Genomic DNA, 15,233 nt, shown 5'->3' with positions numbered 1-15,233 from the left:
AATCGCATTACTCACGGTTCTATGCGCGGGTATACGGGCGTACACAAGTGCTCAGTCGTGGCGCGATCTCGCCAGAAGTCTTGCTCGGGGGTGACGGCTGATTTCGGATGGTCGTAGTCGGATCACCGGCCCTGCCCGGTGCAGCCAACGGGCGGGACCGACCGATGGTTCTAAGTGCGCCGTGCGTCCGGGATCTTGTTGATGGCGGATTCCCACCATTGCTTCAGTTGCGGGCGAATGCGGGCGTCCAAGTGGACGTCCGGCTGGCCTGCGAGCAGACGGGGGCGGTCGAGCACCATCGCACGGTTGGACATGCTGTAGATACGCCCATATGTCCAGTCGCTTCGTCGACCACCGAGACGCCACGGTAGTGCAACTGCACGAATGATCGGTGACTGCCAGTGAAGGAGGTTGTCCCAAGCAGATATCGACGGATCTCCGAGCTTCGACTTCCAGTTCTGCCCCGCAGCGCACTGGATCAGAACGATCAGACTCGCCTCATGGGTATCGTCGAATGTCATGATAGCGACGACGTCAAGGGTTCGATCATTGTCGACTGGCTCTACTTTGCGCTTGAGTGAATCGACTGGCACCTCTAGCTCCTTGGCGAGCCTTTTCACTCGCTTCTTGATCTGCGTCGGCCACTCTTGCTCCCGTGGCCATCCGAATCTTTGCGAGCGCCCGAAAATGCCTCGTGTCGCGGCTTCGACTACTTTTTCCATCAGCATGCCGCTATGAGTATCGGGCTTCAGTGCATCCTTGAGTTCCGAGAAGTGGTGTCCTAGATCGGAAACAAGCAAGAACGCGTAGCTGTCCGGCTCCGCTTCTGGACGGGCCGACAGCAGGTCGGTGGTTACTTGAAATGGATATCCATCTGTTAGCTGGGTTTCGCGTCGTCGGCATTCGGCGAGGATGTCGTCGGCAAGCCGTTCCAGGGAATCGTCGAGAGCTTCGTCAGATGCCGATCCGATTTCGTCGACGTCCTCGCCGAAGGACTCGCCTGGTGCTGCAACGAGGCCGCTGACTTGAATTTCCTCCATTACTTCCGATTTGGAGACTACGCCGTCAGATACGAGCACGGACGCTTCCAGCCAATCGGCGAGTCTTGGCAGATCCTCGGCACTGCACCCAGGCGGAATCGCTAACACTTATTTCTCACCTTGAAGGGCGAGGAGCGACCTGATCTGCTTCATATAACGATATGCCTCGGCGGCGGCATCACGAACTGCCGGATCGTCCACGTGTTCGCTGAGGAGCGGAACTACGTCTGCGAGTAAATAGGATGCTTTCCAGAGCGCCCCAGCGATTGATTCGCTTTCACCACCCGATCGCGACCACGCCTTTTCGAACTTTGGTTCCTCCGCATTTTGTAGATATCGTACGGCGGTCGGACTGAGGAGGATCTTGCTCCACTTAGTGAGTTCTCGTGACTCAGGTAGGACTCTGGCCTGAGAGTCAGTGCCGAAGGTCCACTTCACAAAATCTTTGTAAGCGTCCTTCTTATGCTCGGGAACGGGGGCGAGGTTTTCAAAGGGTTCGCTCGCCGGATTCAACTCCAAGAATGATCGAACGCCTTCAGTTTGGAGCGCACGAAGCAGTACGCCGAATGCATTGCTCATCTGCTCGTAGCCGTCGATATCCCATTCCTGAGCCTGCTCGACAAGCTGGTAAGCGAGATGATGACGCGCCATATGGGCTGGGTAGCTCCCAAGCTTTTCAGCGAGTTCCAGGTAGGACGCACCTTTCGAGGCGAGTCTCGCGATGTAACTCGCCTTCTCCAGCGCCGGCCATGGAAGCACTCCCGTGACGTGTCGAAACCCGATATACGCGGACACCTCCGGGTCATCACGGTCTGGGTAGACGCGCACACTCAACGACTTGATCTCGTCGCGGACAGCTGGCCTGAGTGAACCTGCGAGCTGCTTCCAGCGAGCCTGCTTGGTCGGGGGCGCGAGAGAAGGGTCCAGCAGGAGCTTCACGGCCGTCAGTCGACGGTTGCCTTCGACGACCAGGTAGGCCCCGTCCTCCTTGACCGTGATAAGAGGGTCCTGCTCCAGCCAACCCGCAACGGTGATCGACTCTGCGACCTCCTCCACCTTGAATCGATCGAGCATGATCTTCACGATGGCTGCCTCGCTGCTACCCTCTTCTTCCTTGCGTAGGCGCGGATTGAACGGATCCAGGCGCAGCTCTGTCAGGGAGTCGAGTGTTCGAGTCTCGAAGTTCGGCACCGCCGCTCCAATTCGCATGGCCCGCGTCTAGGCGGGGTAAGTTGGTCTCCGGCTACCGTATCCTGTTGGCTTCGGGCGCCGCCGTCCTGTGAACAACCTCATCCGCTTGGGTTGCTGTCCCGCCACGATGAGAGTTGACATGCACTGGCGTTTTTGATGAGCTCGGGAGGAAGTCTGGAGTTCTGAGCGTGTCAAGAAGTGTTCTCTCGCTATTTTCCGGTGCCGGTGGCATGGACATCGGCCTTGCCCGCGCTGGTTACGAACACGTTGGACTGATCGAGATCGGCCGCTTGCAACGAGAAACGATCGCGTCAAACACTGACTGGCCTCTCCTCGGCCACGGAGACGTTAACGAACTCGCATTGAGCCTCAAGCCACGTGACCTCGGCCTCACACGAGGTGACCTGGGGCTGCTCGCGGGCGGCCCCCCATGTCAACCGTTCTCAATGGCTGCTCAGTGGGCGGCGCAAGGACGGCGCGGGATGCTCGACGCGCGCGCTCAGACGGTGGTGAGCACTCTCAAGCTGGTTCGTACTTTCCTCCCCCACGCTGTGCTGTTCGAGAACGTGAGTGGGTTTGTGCGCGGCCCCCGATCGGCGATGGCATTCCTCGAAGAAGAGTTCTCGAGAATCAACAGCGAAGAGGGCACGGGGTATCGCCTGCACGTAGAGGTCCTCAATGCCGCGGATTACGGCGTCCCCCAGAATCGACGGCGAGCCATAGTCGTCGCCTTGCGGGATGGCAGCAGCTTCGCGTGGCCGACTGCGACTCACGGGGAGAGCCCGCGAACCGCGTGGGATGCGCTCTGGGATGTGCGTCCTACCGATCCGCCTGTCGCGCGGGGTAAGTGGACAGAACTACTTCCGCTTATTCCAGAGGGGAGGAACTATCTGTGGCTGACGAGCCGCGGCGGCGGTCCTGAGTTGTTCGGCTACCGCACGAAGTACTGGAACTTCCTGCTGAAGCTTGCACACGATCAGCCATCGTGGACCTTGCCGGCATCGCCTGGGCCTTCGACGGGTCCTTTTCACTGGGAGAATAGGCCCCTAGCTGTCGAGGAGCAGCTCAGAATTCAGGGCTTCCCCGACGGGTGGCGTATCGCTGGCAACCATCGTGAGCAGACCGTTCAGGTGGGAAATGCGACGCCAGCGCTGCTCGCTGAAGTACTGGGAATGTCTGTCCGGCAGGCCGTCGAAAGTGTGGAGCACCGCGCTCCATCTCTGCTCCGTCGGGTTGCTGCCGAAACCCGACGCCCACGAGAACCTCTTACAAGGGTTCCGGGGCGATTCGTTAGCCTCGTGGGTGCAAAGTCTGCTCACGCCGGTGAGGGGTTAGGCCCGTCCGGAAAGCTTCGTCCGGGGTCAGATCGTTCCAGCGAGACGATTTGACATCACTCCAGCTCGAAGAGCGGAACACCCGGCTTCGTCGCGTCGACACCCGGCCCGGGCGGTAATCCGTCAGCACGGTGCCATGAGAGGTCATCGAAGGTGAAGGTCGAGTTGTTCTCAAAGAAGACTGCTACACGGAGGATTAGGTGTACACGTCCCTTGACGCCCACCCGGCCAAAAGTCGATCCACGCTCTAATTGCCACTCTGGTTCAATTCGAGACCGGTCACTCAGTTCCGCGACGAAATCGACTACCTCCCCGATGTGATACTCGCCGATTGATGCACCATCTCCCACCGGCTGTGTCGACACCCGATTCCAATTACCCGCCCACTCGACCTCCGTGACGCGGAAGAAGTACGGTGCGGTATCGAACCCAACTGCCTCGGCGGGCGGCATTAGTTCGCCCTGCATGTCGGACGCGAGGAAGTAACTGACGAAAGCCTCATCCCGGGCGAGATGCACAGCTTCCGCGATCGAACCAGCGCCCCACGGCACGTGGGCGAGGAGCCACGGGGTGAGGTCACGCACGAGTTCGATGCTTCCGGGAAGCCCGGAGATCTCCTGCGCGAGAGAAGATGCGAGGCGGCCCTCACCGTCGCTGAACGCGCGGTCGGCAGAGACAAGGACTACGTCCGCCCCCTTTCGAGCTAGTTCCAGCGCGCTCTCCCAGACCAGAGCATCGCGATAGCCGCCTCCCTTATCGTCGAACGGAGGACGGCGGTTCACGGCGCGAGAAACTAGTGAGGCATGGTCTACCTTCGGCCACGGGAGCAGACTGAAACCAAGCTGCTCATCCCAGCGCTCTTGCACGAAGGCCCGATAATCGAGGGGCGTCGAATCTGCGACTGTTGTCGCGACGCCGAGTCGATGTAGATCCGCGACACCCCGCTCGAGCTTTGCTCGTGCGTCAATCGACTCTCGGGCGTGATGCGCGACAAGCTCCTCAAGTACAGAGGCCGGGATGGCGACGCTGTTGATTGTTTTCGAGATCGCGTGCGCGAGGATCTGAGAGGTCATCCCTCGGAACATCCAGTCTCGGCGAAGTTCGGTGGTATCGAGAACGAGCGTCTTCACGAGCTGACAGTAGCTCGCCGAGTACTAGTTGGCGCGCAGCATCTGAGATCGATCTCGTTCCTCTGCCAATTGGCGTCACCGCGAGCGGCGCCGTCTACAGCCACCCCCGCTCCACCGCCACCCGCACGGCATCCGCCCGATTCCGCCCGCCGGTCTTGCCGATCGCGCTCGAGAGGTGGTTCTTGACCGTGCCCTCCGACAGGTGCACGGTCCGGGCGATGTCAGCGATCGATCCGCCGTCGCGCGCCGCGGCGAGCACGTCGGTCTCGCGTTCGGTCAGCGGTGAGTCGCCCTGGACGAGCGACTCCGCCGCGAGCTGCGGATCGACCACGCGTAGCCCCTGCGACACCCGCCGCACAGCATCGGCGAGCTCGGCCGCGGGGGTGTCTTTCACCACGAACCCCGAGGCTCCTGCCTGCATGGCCCGCGCCAGGTACCCGGGGCGTCCGAAGGTCGTGACGATGAGGGCGCGGCATCCGGGAACCTTCGACCGCAATTCAGCGGCCGCGGCGATCCCGTCGATTCCCGGCATCTCGATGTCGAGCAGGGCGACGGTGGCCCCCGACGTCCTTGCCGCCTCGACCACATGGTCACCGCGACCCACCTGGGCGACGACCTCGATGTCGGATTCGAGTCCCAGCAGGGCGGCGAGGGCCCCGCGGACGAGAGCTTGATCGTCGGCGATGAGCAGTCGGATCACCAGGCCACCTTCACTCTGAATCCTCCGAGGTCGCTGCGGCCGATCGTCAACCGTGCCCCCGAACTCTCGACACGTTCCCGAAGCCCGGTCAGACCCGAACCGGTGGATGCCGTGGACGCCGGGCCGCAACCGTCGTCGGCGACCTCGATGGAGCGGTTGTCGAGTCGCACGCGGCAGGCGTTCGCTCCGGAATGGCGGACCACGTTGGTCACGGCTTCTCGAACGACCCAGCCGGCGAGTTCACGCCGGTCGGCGGGAACCTGGTCGGTGGAGCCGGGGAGGTCGGCGGACACTCCCGCGCTCTCGAGCGCCGCTCGCGCCGCGGCGAGCTCGCCGCTGATGCTCACGCCCCGGTAACCGTGGACCGTCGCCCGCACGTCGGCCAGCGCTCCCCGCGACAGCTCCTCGATCTGGCCGATCTCGTCACGGGCGGCCGGGGAGCCGGCATCCATCAGTCGTCCCGCCAACTCGGCCTTGACGGTGATCACGGTGAGCGAGTGTCCGAGGATGTCGTGTACATCGCGGGCGACCCGTCCGCGTTCGCGCTCGGCGGCGAGTTCGGCGATCTGCTCCTGCGCGTCGCGAAGACGCTCGAGGGTCGAGATGTTCTCGACGAAGCTGAACATCATGATCGAGATCGAGAGGATGATCGCCGAGTTTACGACGTTCGACAACGCGTCGGCGCCCATCGCCTCGCCGACGACGAACGACAGAGCGCTGAGGGCCGGGACGAACAGCCAGGTCGTCCGTCGGCCCATCGCCGAGACGGCGAACGCGACGCCGACGAACGTCCACATCCAACGGATGTCGGCGCCGAGCCACGGCAGCAGCGCGAGGCTGAGTGCGAACAGCACCACGGTCGGCGCCACCCGGCGCAGGCGCGACGCGGTGACACGGGCGTAGGGAACGGTCGCCATGAACGCGGCCGCGAACAGGACCACGATCGCGGTGCCGACGAGGTGACCCGCGACGCTCGGCCCCTCCCACAGTTCGACGAGCACGGGAAAGGTCCAGATCAACGAGATCGACGCCCCGATGAACCAGCCGCGTCGGAACGGACGGCGGCCCGGAACGCGGGTGCGTTCCGGGCCGGTCGTCGTGCTCACGTCGTTCACCCTAGGCGCGTCAGCCGCGACGCGTGTCGCGACGGAAGAAGTACACGGTTCCGGCGACGAACACCGCGAGCCAGACCACCGCGTTGATCAGGGCGCCGAGATCGAATCCGTCACCGGTGAGGGGCGAACGGGCGAGCTCGCCGATGCCGTACACCGGCGTCAGCTTGCCAATGACCTGGAGAAAGTCGGGCATCGAAGACAGCGGAAAGAACAGACCGCCGAGGAACGACAGCAGCACCACCGCGAGGCTCGTGATCTGCGCCGCGTTCTCGCCCGGCACCATGTACCCGACCATGAGACCGAGCGTCGTGAAGACGGCGCCGGCGAGCACCCAGGCCGCCAGGCCCGTGACGATCCATTGCGCCGGGGCGAGCTGAACACCGGCGCCGGCGGCGACCGCGTACGTCGCGATCACGGCGATGAGGCCGAACATCATGCCCGCGAGCATCTTCACCACGACGTTCGCGACGGGGTTGAGGGGCGTGAGCCGCAGCTGGCGCGACCAACCCTGCGCGCGCTCGACCGCGACCGATGCCCCGGTCTGGGTCGCCGACATCATGGTTCCGTACATCGCCATCGAGACCATGATGTACGCGGCCACCGACACTCCCCCGGCCGCCAGCGGGGTGTCCGTGAGCGGCACGTCCAGCGTCTGGAACCCCACGATGAAGAACATCAGCACGGGGAACGCGACGGTGAAGAGGATGCTCCGAGGATTCCGCAGCTTGCGCACCAGTTCGATGCGCAGATAGGTCAGGGTGAAGCCGCCGAAGGCGGGGACCGGGCGGTCGAGGGCGATGGCGGTCATCGAAGTGATCCATTCAAGGCGAGGTCGGATGCCGAGGGCTCGGCGGTGAGCGTCAAGAAGACGCTCTCGAGGTTCTGCGCGGTGATCTCCAGATCACGCGCCGTGGTCGTGCTGAGCAGGTGCCGGGCGAGGGCGTCGGAGTCCCGCGTGCGCACCGAGACGCGCTCGCCGTTGGCCTCGACCGAGTCGACGCCGGGCAGCGCCGCGAGCGCCGTGAGGTCGGCATCCGGAAGCGTCGCCTGAACCACACGACCCGAGACGAGGTTCTTGATCTCGGTGGTGCTGCCGTCGGCGACGATCTGACCGCCCCGCATGAGAATGATGCGGTCGGCGTACTCGTCGGCCTCGTCGAGGTAGTGCGTGGCGAACATCACGGTCCGTCCGCGCGCGGCATCCGCTCGAATCGCGCTCCAGAAAGAGCGGCGCGCTTCGACATCCATGCCGGTGGTCGGTTCGTCGAGGATCAGCAGGGCCGGGTCGCTCACCAGCGCCATCGCGAAGCGCAGTCGCTGCTGCTCGCCGCCCGAGCACAGTCCCACCTTGCGTCGTGCCAGATTCCGGATGCCGGCACGCTCGAGCGCCTCGTCGACGGGACGTTTCTCGGCGAACAGGCTCGCCGTGAGCTCGACGGTTTCGCGCACGGTCAGGTCTTTCAACAGTCCGCCCGACTGGAGCACGGCCGAGACGAGACCGCGGGCGACGGCGCCGCGAGCGGTGTGACCGAAAACCTCGATGCTGCCGGCGTCGGGAATGGTCAGTCCCAGGATCATGTCGATCGTGGTGGTCTTACCCGCGCCGTTCGGGCCGAGGAAGGCCACGATCTCGCCCGGTCGGACGGTGAGGTCGACGCCGCGCACGGCGTGGACGGAGCCGAAGCTCTTGACGACGCCCCGCGCGTTGATCGCGGCGGAGGTGGGGGTGGAGGAGGTCATGTGTTCATGCTGGCCTCGGGTGGTCCGCGGCACATCCGTCGCCCGTCACCATTCGGGGGTGACGTTCGTCATGGGTGGGTGACCGGGTGAACTTCGCCCGGGTTGCGGGCGGGATCTGTGGATAACTTCGGAGGCCCTCCGCCGAGTTCGTCTACCTTGCCGGCATGCGCGAGATCTCGGTTGACTCAGAGAGACTGCGTCGCACGGCACAGGTCGTCGACGTCACCGTCCAGCGCGCCGAGAGCGAGACCGCGGTCCCCGACTCCCGCAACCTCGGTCACGCCGAACTGGGCGCGGCCGTGGGCGACTTCGTCCAGGCGCTGACCGGCGGGTGGACCGAAGCGGTCGCGCAGTCGGACGACGTGGCATCCGGTCTTCGGAACTCCGCCGAGATGTACGAGGCGGCGGGTGCCAAGGCCGACGCGACCGTGAAGGCGCTCAAGGAGGGGCTGTGAGCGGTCTGGGCGCGGCGTCGGTGGCTCAGGACCTGGTTCCGGGTTCGGTTGATGCGGCGTACGAGGCCGCTCATCTCGCGTCGGGACGAAGCCGTGTGGCGGGGACGACGGCCGAGGAACTTCGGTGGCTGCGCGAAATCGACGGCTGGAGCGGTGAGGGAGCTGACGCGTATGCCGCCCGTATGGCGGCCGTGGCGCAGCGGTGGACGGAGATCGGCGACGGGGCGGCTTCGATCGTCGAGCCGATGCGGACCTACGCCCTGGCGCTGCGTAGGGCGCAGACCCTCGCGGCGGAGGCGATCGAAGGGTGGGCGTTCTCGGAGTCACTGGCGGAGGACGCCGCCGACGGAGTCCCGTTCGCCTCCTTCGCTCGGGGGTGGCCGGTCTTCGCGACCGACGCTCGACACCGCGGCCCTGCCCCGACGACCCGCACGGAAGCGAGAGCACGCGCCGAGGCGATGCTCGCGGACGCCCGCGCCGATGTGCGCGCAGCGGGTACCGTCGCGGCCGCGGCGGTCCGCGCCGCGATCGACGCGGGGCGGGCGCGCGGCACGACGTGGGCCGCTGTTGGCGCGCAACTCGGCGTGGCCACACTGACGTGGGACCGTGTGCTGTCGGTCCTGCGCTCGCTCGACGGTGCCGCGCTCGCCGCGCTGCTGCATGCCCGGCCCGACCTGGTCACCCGGCTGTCGCAGATCGCCCCGAGCGAGGTGGCGCCCTGGTGGCGCGAGCTGAACGCTTCGCAGCAGAACGCGCTGATCGCGACGGCCCCCGGCGTGATCGGCAATCTCGGTGGAGTCGCCTACGCCGCCCGCGACCGGGCGAACCGCATCGTGCTCGCCCAGGCTCTGGAGGAAGCGCGGAACAGTCCGTTGGATGACGCGGAGCAGGTGGCGGCTTTGGAGGCGCTGGATCGTGCGTCGAAGGGCAACACGCTCGTCTCACTGGTGCTGGACCGGCCGCCGTTGGCGCAAGTGGCGGTGGGGGATTTGGATGCCGCGGAGCATGTGAGCTTCATCGTTCCCGGCATGAACACGACGGTGGGGAACGATATGGAAACCTACGTATCAGCCGCCGCAAAACTGAGGTGGGAACAGTTTCTGGCGTCGGGTACCCCCATGAATGAGATCGCGGTCGTCGCCTGGCTTGGCTATCACCCGCCAGTGAGTGATCCTCTCTGGCGGGCCCCCGAGGTCGTTGCCGATACCCGAGCCGAAGTAGGAGCAACGGCTCTCTCCCACGATTTGGGCGCCATGAAGGCTTTGCATGAACTCAATAGCGGAAAATCGACTATCTCAGTCATCGCGCATTCCTACGGAACCGACGTCAGCACTCTCGCGCTCGAGCGCGCCGACGCCGACCACCTCGTGCTTCTCGGGTCGGCCGGAGTCAGTGACGAGATTGAATCGGTGAAGGATCTGAGGGTTCCGGGCGGTGGAGTGTATGCAACGCAAGCAATGAACGATGGGTGGGCACCAGTGGGCCAGGGACTCTCGGGGAGGACTGACCCGACCACGGACTCGTTCGGAGCACACGCTTTCTGGTCGGAACACGCTCGCTTGAACGGCGAGCGGTTTGATGGCGTACACAGCCACGGGCCAATCGGCGCCGGGCCGCAGAGTCCCAGCTATCTCGACTCCGGTTCGGTCACTCTCCGCTATGCCGCAATGGCTTCCATCGGCCTGGGTGAGGACATACCGGAGGGTGGCGATAGCCTCGCCAGGCGTGCCGCGAGCGGAGGCATAAACACACGTTTCTACATCGACCCGCGACCGCTCCGAGATGCCCAATGAGGCTCAGGAGAAGTCTCGCGAGCCTGATTGCGTTGTCACTTATGACGACGGGGTGTGTGCCGACAAAAGACGGTGAGGGGAATGGGATGACTACCCGGGCAGTCGAGGAGCGCGCCGAACAGATCCTGCGCGCAACCAAGGACGTTCTCGGAGAGTCCGGGTGGACTCCGCACCCGACTTGGGTGGGATGCGATGCGCAGGGGAGAGGACTAGTCCAGCTTCTCTTCTTCGTAGAACGTCTCAAACCCATGGAAGGTGATCTGGGGGCCCTTTCTGAGAAAGTTGCCGAGAAGTGGGCGGGGCTTGGACTCGTCGCCCGCGCCCAGCCCGTCTCAGACAGGCCCGGGACGTATGTCGTTTCTGATCCACCCTTCCTGCAGGGGGCGAAGCAAGATGGAACCCTCACTCAGCTGCAGTTCAGCGCCACGTTCTCAGGGCTCCAGGTGTTGAGTCCCTGCGTGGAGGGCGATCTCGCTCAATTGAACTCCCCCCAGCCGACCCTCACGCCACCTTCGTCGCCCTGATCGGTTAGCTCAGCGGCATGACGGACGGTTGCTCGCTCAAGGGGAACCGTCACGTGACCCGGCGGAGCCTCCGCGGCGCGCTGAGCATGGCAGCGATTCCTGAGTCGGGACGGACGAGAGCTCGAAGAGTTGGATCGGGAGCGTTTACAAATGAAGCGCCTAGTAATCGCGTGTGTGCTCACTTTCGTGTTCATGTCCGTCAGCGCGTGCTCCGCCGGTTCGCCGAGCAGAGGGGCTGAAGAGGTGACTCCCGACGAGGTGAAAGAGACCGTGCTTGGTTACTACGCGGACGTACGCGCTGCCCTCGGCGATGACGCGTGGAGCGAGGAGCTCTTGGGGGACATGTCAGCTGGATGGTCACCGAGATGACGTCCAATGGACGTTCGCCGCCCAGCGTTTCATCGAACTGCCCATGACTCCCAAGTCCTACGGTGAGCAGATTGCTGCCGCTTGGACCGACCGCGGTCTCGAGCCATCAGCCGGGGAGGATGAAGGTTCCACGGAGGGCAGCTATCTCGTATCTGACCCGCCGTTTCTTGCTGGCAGCCGTTCGGACGGTGGATTTACGCAAATCTCCATTGATCCGCGCTCTGCGCTTTTTCGCGCGACGTCTGCATGCATCCCCGGTCGTCTCGCGGATATGGAACCGCCGCAGGGCTGAGACGAGCGTGCGGGAATCGCAATTCGCACCGCTAGGACGCGACCCTCACGCCACCTTCGTCGCCCTGATCGTGTAGCTCAGCGGCACGACCGACGGCTGCTCGGTCAACGCGAACTCGCCGTCGGAGCGCGGGGTCATGCGGCCGGGAAGCGCCTCCCACGGCACGCTGTCGTGCTCGACCAGCGTGTCGAGACGCAGGCCGCGCTCGAGCAGTGCCGTGACGATCTCGCCGAGACCGTGGTTCCACTCGTACGTCCGCGTCGATTTCAGGGGCGCGGCCACCTCGACGTAGGTGCTGTCGTCGTTCCACTCGAGCGGAGTGGCCTGCTCGAAGTAGGGGAACGCGAGGGACAGCCCTGGCAGATCCTCGTTCATCGCCCACAGGACGGGGTGCCCCTCGCGGATGTGCAGCGTGCCGCCCGGAGCGAGCAGGTCGGCGACGACCCCCGCCCACTCGGTGATTGACGGCAGCCAGCACAGGGCACCGATCCCCGTGTAGACGAGGTCGAACTCTCCGCGGGGCAGGGCGTTCGCGGCATCCCGCACATCCGACCGGACGAAATCGACCTCGACGCCCGCCTCGGCGGCAAGCCGGCGGGCCTCGACGACCGCGTTTTCGGAGAAGTCGAGTCCGGTCACCTTGGCGCCGAGTCGGGCCAGGGAAAGAGTGTCGGTGCCGATGTGGCACTGCAGGTGCACCGTTCGCTTTCCCGCGATGTCGCCCAGCAGCGGCCGGTCGAAACGCACCACGTCCGACAATGCTTCGGTGTCGTCGATGTAGCGTGCGATTCCGTATCCTGAGCCATCCCGGGCAGCGTGCAGCGTCGCGCGCTCGTCCCAGTTGGCGCGGTTGGCGTCGATGTAGTCGGAGGTCATGGCATCCCCTTTCCGAGAGACGAGCCTAGGGATGCCGCGACCCGGTGTCGCTTCGTGACGCGGAGTGGGCGCGATGTCGGGGGTGCGGGTTAGCCTGGCGGCATGTCGGGCAAGGTCTATGTCATCCACGAAAATCCCCAGTGGATCCCGCCGTTCGCGGCGGCATTCGAGGCAGAAGGGGTGCCGTTCGAGGAGTGGCTCCTCACCGACGGGTCGATCGACCTCGCGGTCGAGCCTCCCGAGGGCGTGTTCTGGTCGCGTCTGAGCGCATCGGCGCACACGCGCGATCACGCGCACAGCAAGGAGTTCGGTCGCGCCGTTCTCCGCTGGCTGGCGTCGTGGGGTCGAACCGTGATCAACGGCGCAGACGTTCTGGAGCTCGAGGTCAGCAAGGTCGCTCAGCATGCGGCTCTGCGGCACGCAGGCATAGACGTTCCGCGCACGGTCGCCGTGTTCGGCACCGACGACCTCGTTGCCAAGGCACGCGACTTCGGTGCGCCCTTCATCAGCAAGCACAATCAGGGCGGCAAGGGCCTCGGCGTGCGGCGCTGGGATTCGGTCGACGAGTTCGCTGCGTGGGTCGGCAGCTCCGACTTCGAGCCCTCGCCCGACGGCATCACGCTGCTGCAGGAGCTGCTGGTCGCCCAGGCCCCGTTCATCACGCGCGCCGAGTTCGTCGCCGGCGAATTCGTCTACGCCGTGCGGGTCGACACCAGCGCGGGCAGCTTCGAGCTGTGCCCCGCCGAGGCGTGCGCGGTTCCGGGTGCCGACGGAGTCGAGCCCGAGCCGCTGTTCCGCCGTCGCGACGACGTCGATCCCGTCCTGATCGATCGCTTCCTCGCCTTTCTCGCGGCCGAGGGCGTCGGTATCGCCGGTATCGAGTTCATCGAGACGCGCGACGGCCGCACCGTGACCTACGACGTGAACACGAACACGAACTACAACCCCGACGTCGAGGCCACCGCGCCTCGCTCCGGACCGCGCGAGATCGCTCGCTGGCTCGGCTCGCTGCTCCCGCAGGAAGTGGTCGGTTCGCGTGGCTGAGGCCGCTCCCCCGCACTCCGAGTGGGACGGCTTCGGCTTCGCCACGCGGCAGGTGCACGCGGGCGAGATCGAAGACCTCACGCACGGCTCGCGCATCACGCCGGTGCACCTGTCGGCGGCCTACCGATTCGACTCCTTCCAGGAGGCGACCGATCGGTTCGCCGGCGCCGATCTGGGCCACCTGTACTCGCGGAACGCGAACCCGACCAACCAGGTAGCGGAAGCCCGCCTGGCTTCCCTCGAGGGCGGGTCGGGCGCGATCGTCGTCGGCTCGGGCCAGGCGGCGATCACTATCGCCCTGTTGGGTCTCGCGGGCAGCGGCGAGCACATCGTCTCGACCGCGAGCATCTACAGCGGCACCCGCGTGCTCTTCGCCCGCACGTTCGCCCGCATGGGCGTGACCGTCGAGTACGTCTGGGACCCCACCGACGAAGCGGAGTGGGACGCGCTCATCCGTCCCGAGACCAAAGCGATCTTCACCGAGACCCTCCCGAACCCCAAGAATGACGTCGTCGACATCGACGCCGTCGCCCGGGTCGCGCGGCGCCACGGCATCCCTCTCGTGGTCGACAACACCATCGCGACGCCGTTCCTCATCCGCCCCATCGAGCACGGGGCCGACATCGTCGTGCACTCGGCGACGAAGTTCCTCTCTGGCCACGGGGCGAACCTCGCCGGCGCCGTGGTCGACGGCGGCACCTTCGACTGGGTGGCATCCGACCGCTCCTACCCCGCCCTCACCGACACCGCGATCGCCGGTCACGCCTCGTTCGTCGAAGCGTTCGGGCCGCGTGCGTTCGAGCTGTCACTGCGGTTCGGCATCGCGAACGACACCGGCCCCGCGCTCTCGCCACTGAACGGTTTTCTGCTGCAGCAGGGCATGGAGACGCTGTCGGTGCGCATGCGCCAGCACCTCGCCACGGCCCGCACGATCGCCGAGTGGCTCGAGGATCATGCGGCGGTCGAGAGCGTGGACTACGCCGGACTCCCGTCTCACCCGCAGCACGCGCTCGCCGTGCGCGACTACGACGGTCTCTCGGGCTCGGTGTTCTCGTTCACCGTGCGTGGCGGGCGTCCCGCCGCGGAGCGCTTCTTCGACGCCCTACGCCTCTTCAGTCGCATGACGAACATCGGTGACACCCGGTCGATGGCGCTCCACCCCGCGACGACCACTCACCTGGGCTTCACGCAAGAGACGCGCGACCGCCTCGGCATCGGCGACGGCCTCATCCGCCTGTCGATCGGCCTCGAAGATGCGGAAGACCTCATCGCCGATCTCGAGCAGGCTCTTCGCGCCGTGGCGTAGAGCGCACGGTCGCGCGGGTGACGGCATCCATCCGTCTGTCCCGTTGAGTGTCCAAAACACCCGGAGAGTTTCGGAATCCGTCCGGGTTTCTTGGACACTCAACAGGCGTGCGGCCATCCCAGGCGGTGCCCTTTCCCCTTGAGTGTCCGAAACACCCCGCGAAGGCGTCGGCGCGCTCGGGGTCTTTTGGACACTCACATGCCCGGCGGCCTGGTGCCGGCCCGGCGTGCCGACGCACGGGCGCGCCGACGCATTGCCGCGCCGACGTGCGGGGGCGGCGTGCCAACCCACGGGGTGCGGGCGTGTCGGCATCGCCCGCCGAGC

At 65.4% G+C, this 15,233-nt stretch carries 13 protein-coding genes; 5 read left to right on the top strand and 8 right to left on the bottom strand.

Annotated features, from left to right (window positions below; genetic code table 11):
- Positions 1 to 170: 170 nt before the first annotated feature.
- Positions 171 to 1,148: a hypothetical protein gene (locus tag OVA17_RS05805; protein ID WP_267788794.1), complete on the bottom strand. Its 978-nt coding sequence runs from the start codon at positions 1,146 to 1,148 to the stop codon at positions 171 to 173.
- Positions 1,149 to 2,231 carry a ParB/RepB/Spo0J family partition protein gene (locus tag OVA17_RS05800; RefSeq protein WP_267788792.1) on the bottom strand — a complete coding sequence of 361 codons (1,083 nt, stop codon included), beginning with the start codon at positions 2,229 to 2,231 and terminating at the stop codon, positions 1,149 to 1,151.
- Between the two features lie 188 nt (positions 2,232 to 2,419).
- Between OVA17_RS05800 and OVA17_RS05795 the strand changes: the two genes are divergently transcribed.
- Positions 2,420 to 3,619, top strand: a complete 1,200-nt coding sequence (locus OVA17_RS05795; protein WP_267788791.1) for a DNA cytosine methyltransferase — start codon at positions 2,420 to 2,422, stop codon at positions 3,617 to 3,619.
- A 2-nt stretch (positions 3,620 to 3,621) separates the two neighbouring features.
- Here OVA17_RS05795 and OVA17_RS05790 read toward each other — a convergent pair whose 3' ends face one another.
- The 5 genes from OVA17_RS05790 to OVA17_RS05770 all read right to left on the bottom strand — a co-directional run bounded on the left by OVA17_RS05790 (position 3,622) and on the right by OVA17_RS05770 (position 8,250).
- Positions 3,622 to 4,695: a PIN domain-containing protein gene (locus OVA17_RS05790; RefSeq protein WP_267788790.1), complete on the bottom strand. Its 1,074-nt coding sequence runs from the start codon at positions 4,693 to 4,695 to the stop codon at positions 3,622 to 3,624.
- A 94-nt stretch (positions 4,696 to 4,789) separates the two neighbouring features.
- Positions 4,790 to 5,395: a response regulator transcription factor gene (locus OVA17_RS05785; RefSeq protein ID WP_267788788.1), complete on the bottom strand. Its 606-nt coding sequence runs from the start codon at positions 5,393 to 5,395 to the stop codon at positions 4,790 to 4,792.
- Positions 5,392 to 6,501: a sensor histidine kinase gene (locus tag OVA17_RS05780; RefSeq protein ID WP_267788787.1), complete on the bottom strand. Its 1,110-nt coding sequence runs from the start codon at positions 6,499 to 6,501 to the stop codon at positions 5,392 to 5,394. Before OVA17_RS05780 ends, OVA17_RS05785 begins: the two co-directional genes overlap by 4 nt.
- A 19-nt stretch (positions 6,502 to 6,520) precedes the next feature.
- Entirely contained in the window at positions 6,521 to 7,318 is a 798-nt protein-coding gene (locus OVA17_RS05775) for an ABC transporter permease (RefSeq protein ID WP_141377097.1), read from the bottom strand.
- Complete coding sequence (locus OVA17_RS05770) at positions 7,315 to 8,250, bottom strand: ABC transporter ATP-binding protein (protein WP_267788785.1); 936 nt, start codon at positions 8,248 to 8,250, stop codon at positions 7,315 to 7,317. Before OVA17_RS05770 ends, OVA17_RS05775 begins: the two co-directional genes overlap by 4 nt.
- Positions 8,251 to 8,414: 164 nt before the next feature.
- On the opposite strand from OVA17_RS05770, the gene OVA17_RS05765 reads away from it, so the two are divergent.
- Positions 8,415 to 8,705 carry a type VII secretion target gene (locus OVA17_RS05765; protein WP_267788784.1) on the top strand — a complete coding sequence of 97 codons (291 nt, stop codon included), beginning with the start codon at positions 8,415 to 8,417 and terminating at the stop codon, positions 8,703 to 8,705.
- A complete protein-coding gene (locus OVA17_RS05760) occupies positions 8,702 to 10,498 on the top strand; it encodes an alpha/beta hydrolase (protein WP_267788783.1) in 1,797 nt (598 codons plus the stop codon). Before OVA17_RS05765 ends, OVA17_RS05760 begins: the two co-directional genes overlap by 4 nt.
- 1,230 nt (positions 10,499 to 11,728) lie before the next feature.
- On the opposite strand, the gene OVA17_RS05755 is transcribed toward OVA17_RS05760, so the two are convergent.
- Positions 11,729 to 12,559, bottom strand: coding sequence for a class I SAM-dependent methyltransferase (locus OVA17_RS05755; RefSeq protein ID WP_267788781.1), 831 nt, complete (start codon positions 12,557 to 12,559; stop codon positions 11,729 to 11,731).
- A 102-nt stretch (positions 12,560 to 12,661) separates the two neighbouring features.
- Here OVA17_RS05755 and OVA17_RS05750 point away from each other — a divergent pair, with 102 nt between their 5' ends.
- Positions 12,662 to 13,603, top strand: a complete 942-nt coding sequence (locus OVA17_RS05750) for an ATP-grasp domain-containing protein (protein WP_267788779.1) — start codon at positions 12,662 to 12,664, stop codon at positions 13,601 to 13,603.
- A complete protein-coding gene (locus OVA17_RS05745) occupies positions 13,596 to 14,909 on the top strand; it encodes an O-acetylhomoserine aminocarboxypropyltransferase/cysteine synthase family protein (protein ID WP_267788777.1) in 1,314 nt (437 codons plus the stop codon). Before OVA17_RS05750 ends, OVA17_RS05745 begins: the two co-directional genes overlap by 8 nt.
- Positions 14,910 to 15,233: the final 324 nt, after the last annotated feature.

It is taken from the genome of Microbacterium sp. SL75, from assembly GCF_026625865.1.
GTDB lineage: Bacteria > Actinomycetota > Actinomycetes > Actinomycetales > Microbacteriaceae > Microbacterium.
Note: the sequence above shows the minus strand (reverse complement) of the source record. Positions and strands in the feature narration are given on the sequence as shown.

Coding starts and splice junctions, on each gene's coding strand:
- OVA17_RS05755 (WP_267788781.1), bottom strand. CDS start 12,559: ATGACCTCCGACTACATCGACGCCAACCGCGCCAACTGGGACGAGCGC.
- OVA17_RS05765 (WP_267788784.1), top strand. CDS start 8,415: ATGCGCGAGATCTCGGTTGACTCAGAGAGACTGCGTCGCACGGCACAG.
- OVA17_RS05750 (WP_267788779.1), top strand. CDS start 12,662: ATGTCGGGCAAGGTCTATGTCATCCACGAAAATCCCCAGTGGATCCCG.
- OVA17_RS05770 (WP_267788785.1), bottom strand. CDS start 8,250: ATGACCTCCTCCACCCCCACCTCCGCCGCGATCAACGCGCGGGGCGTC.
- OVA17_RS05775 (WP_141377097.1), bottom strand. CDS start 7,318: ATGACCGCCATCGCCCTCGACCGCCCGGTCCCCGCCTTCGGCGGCTTC.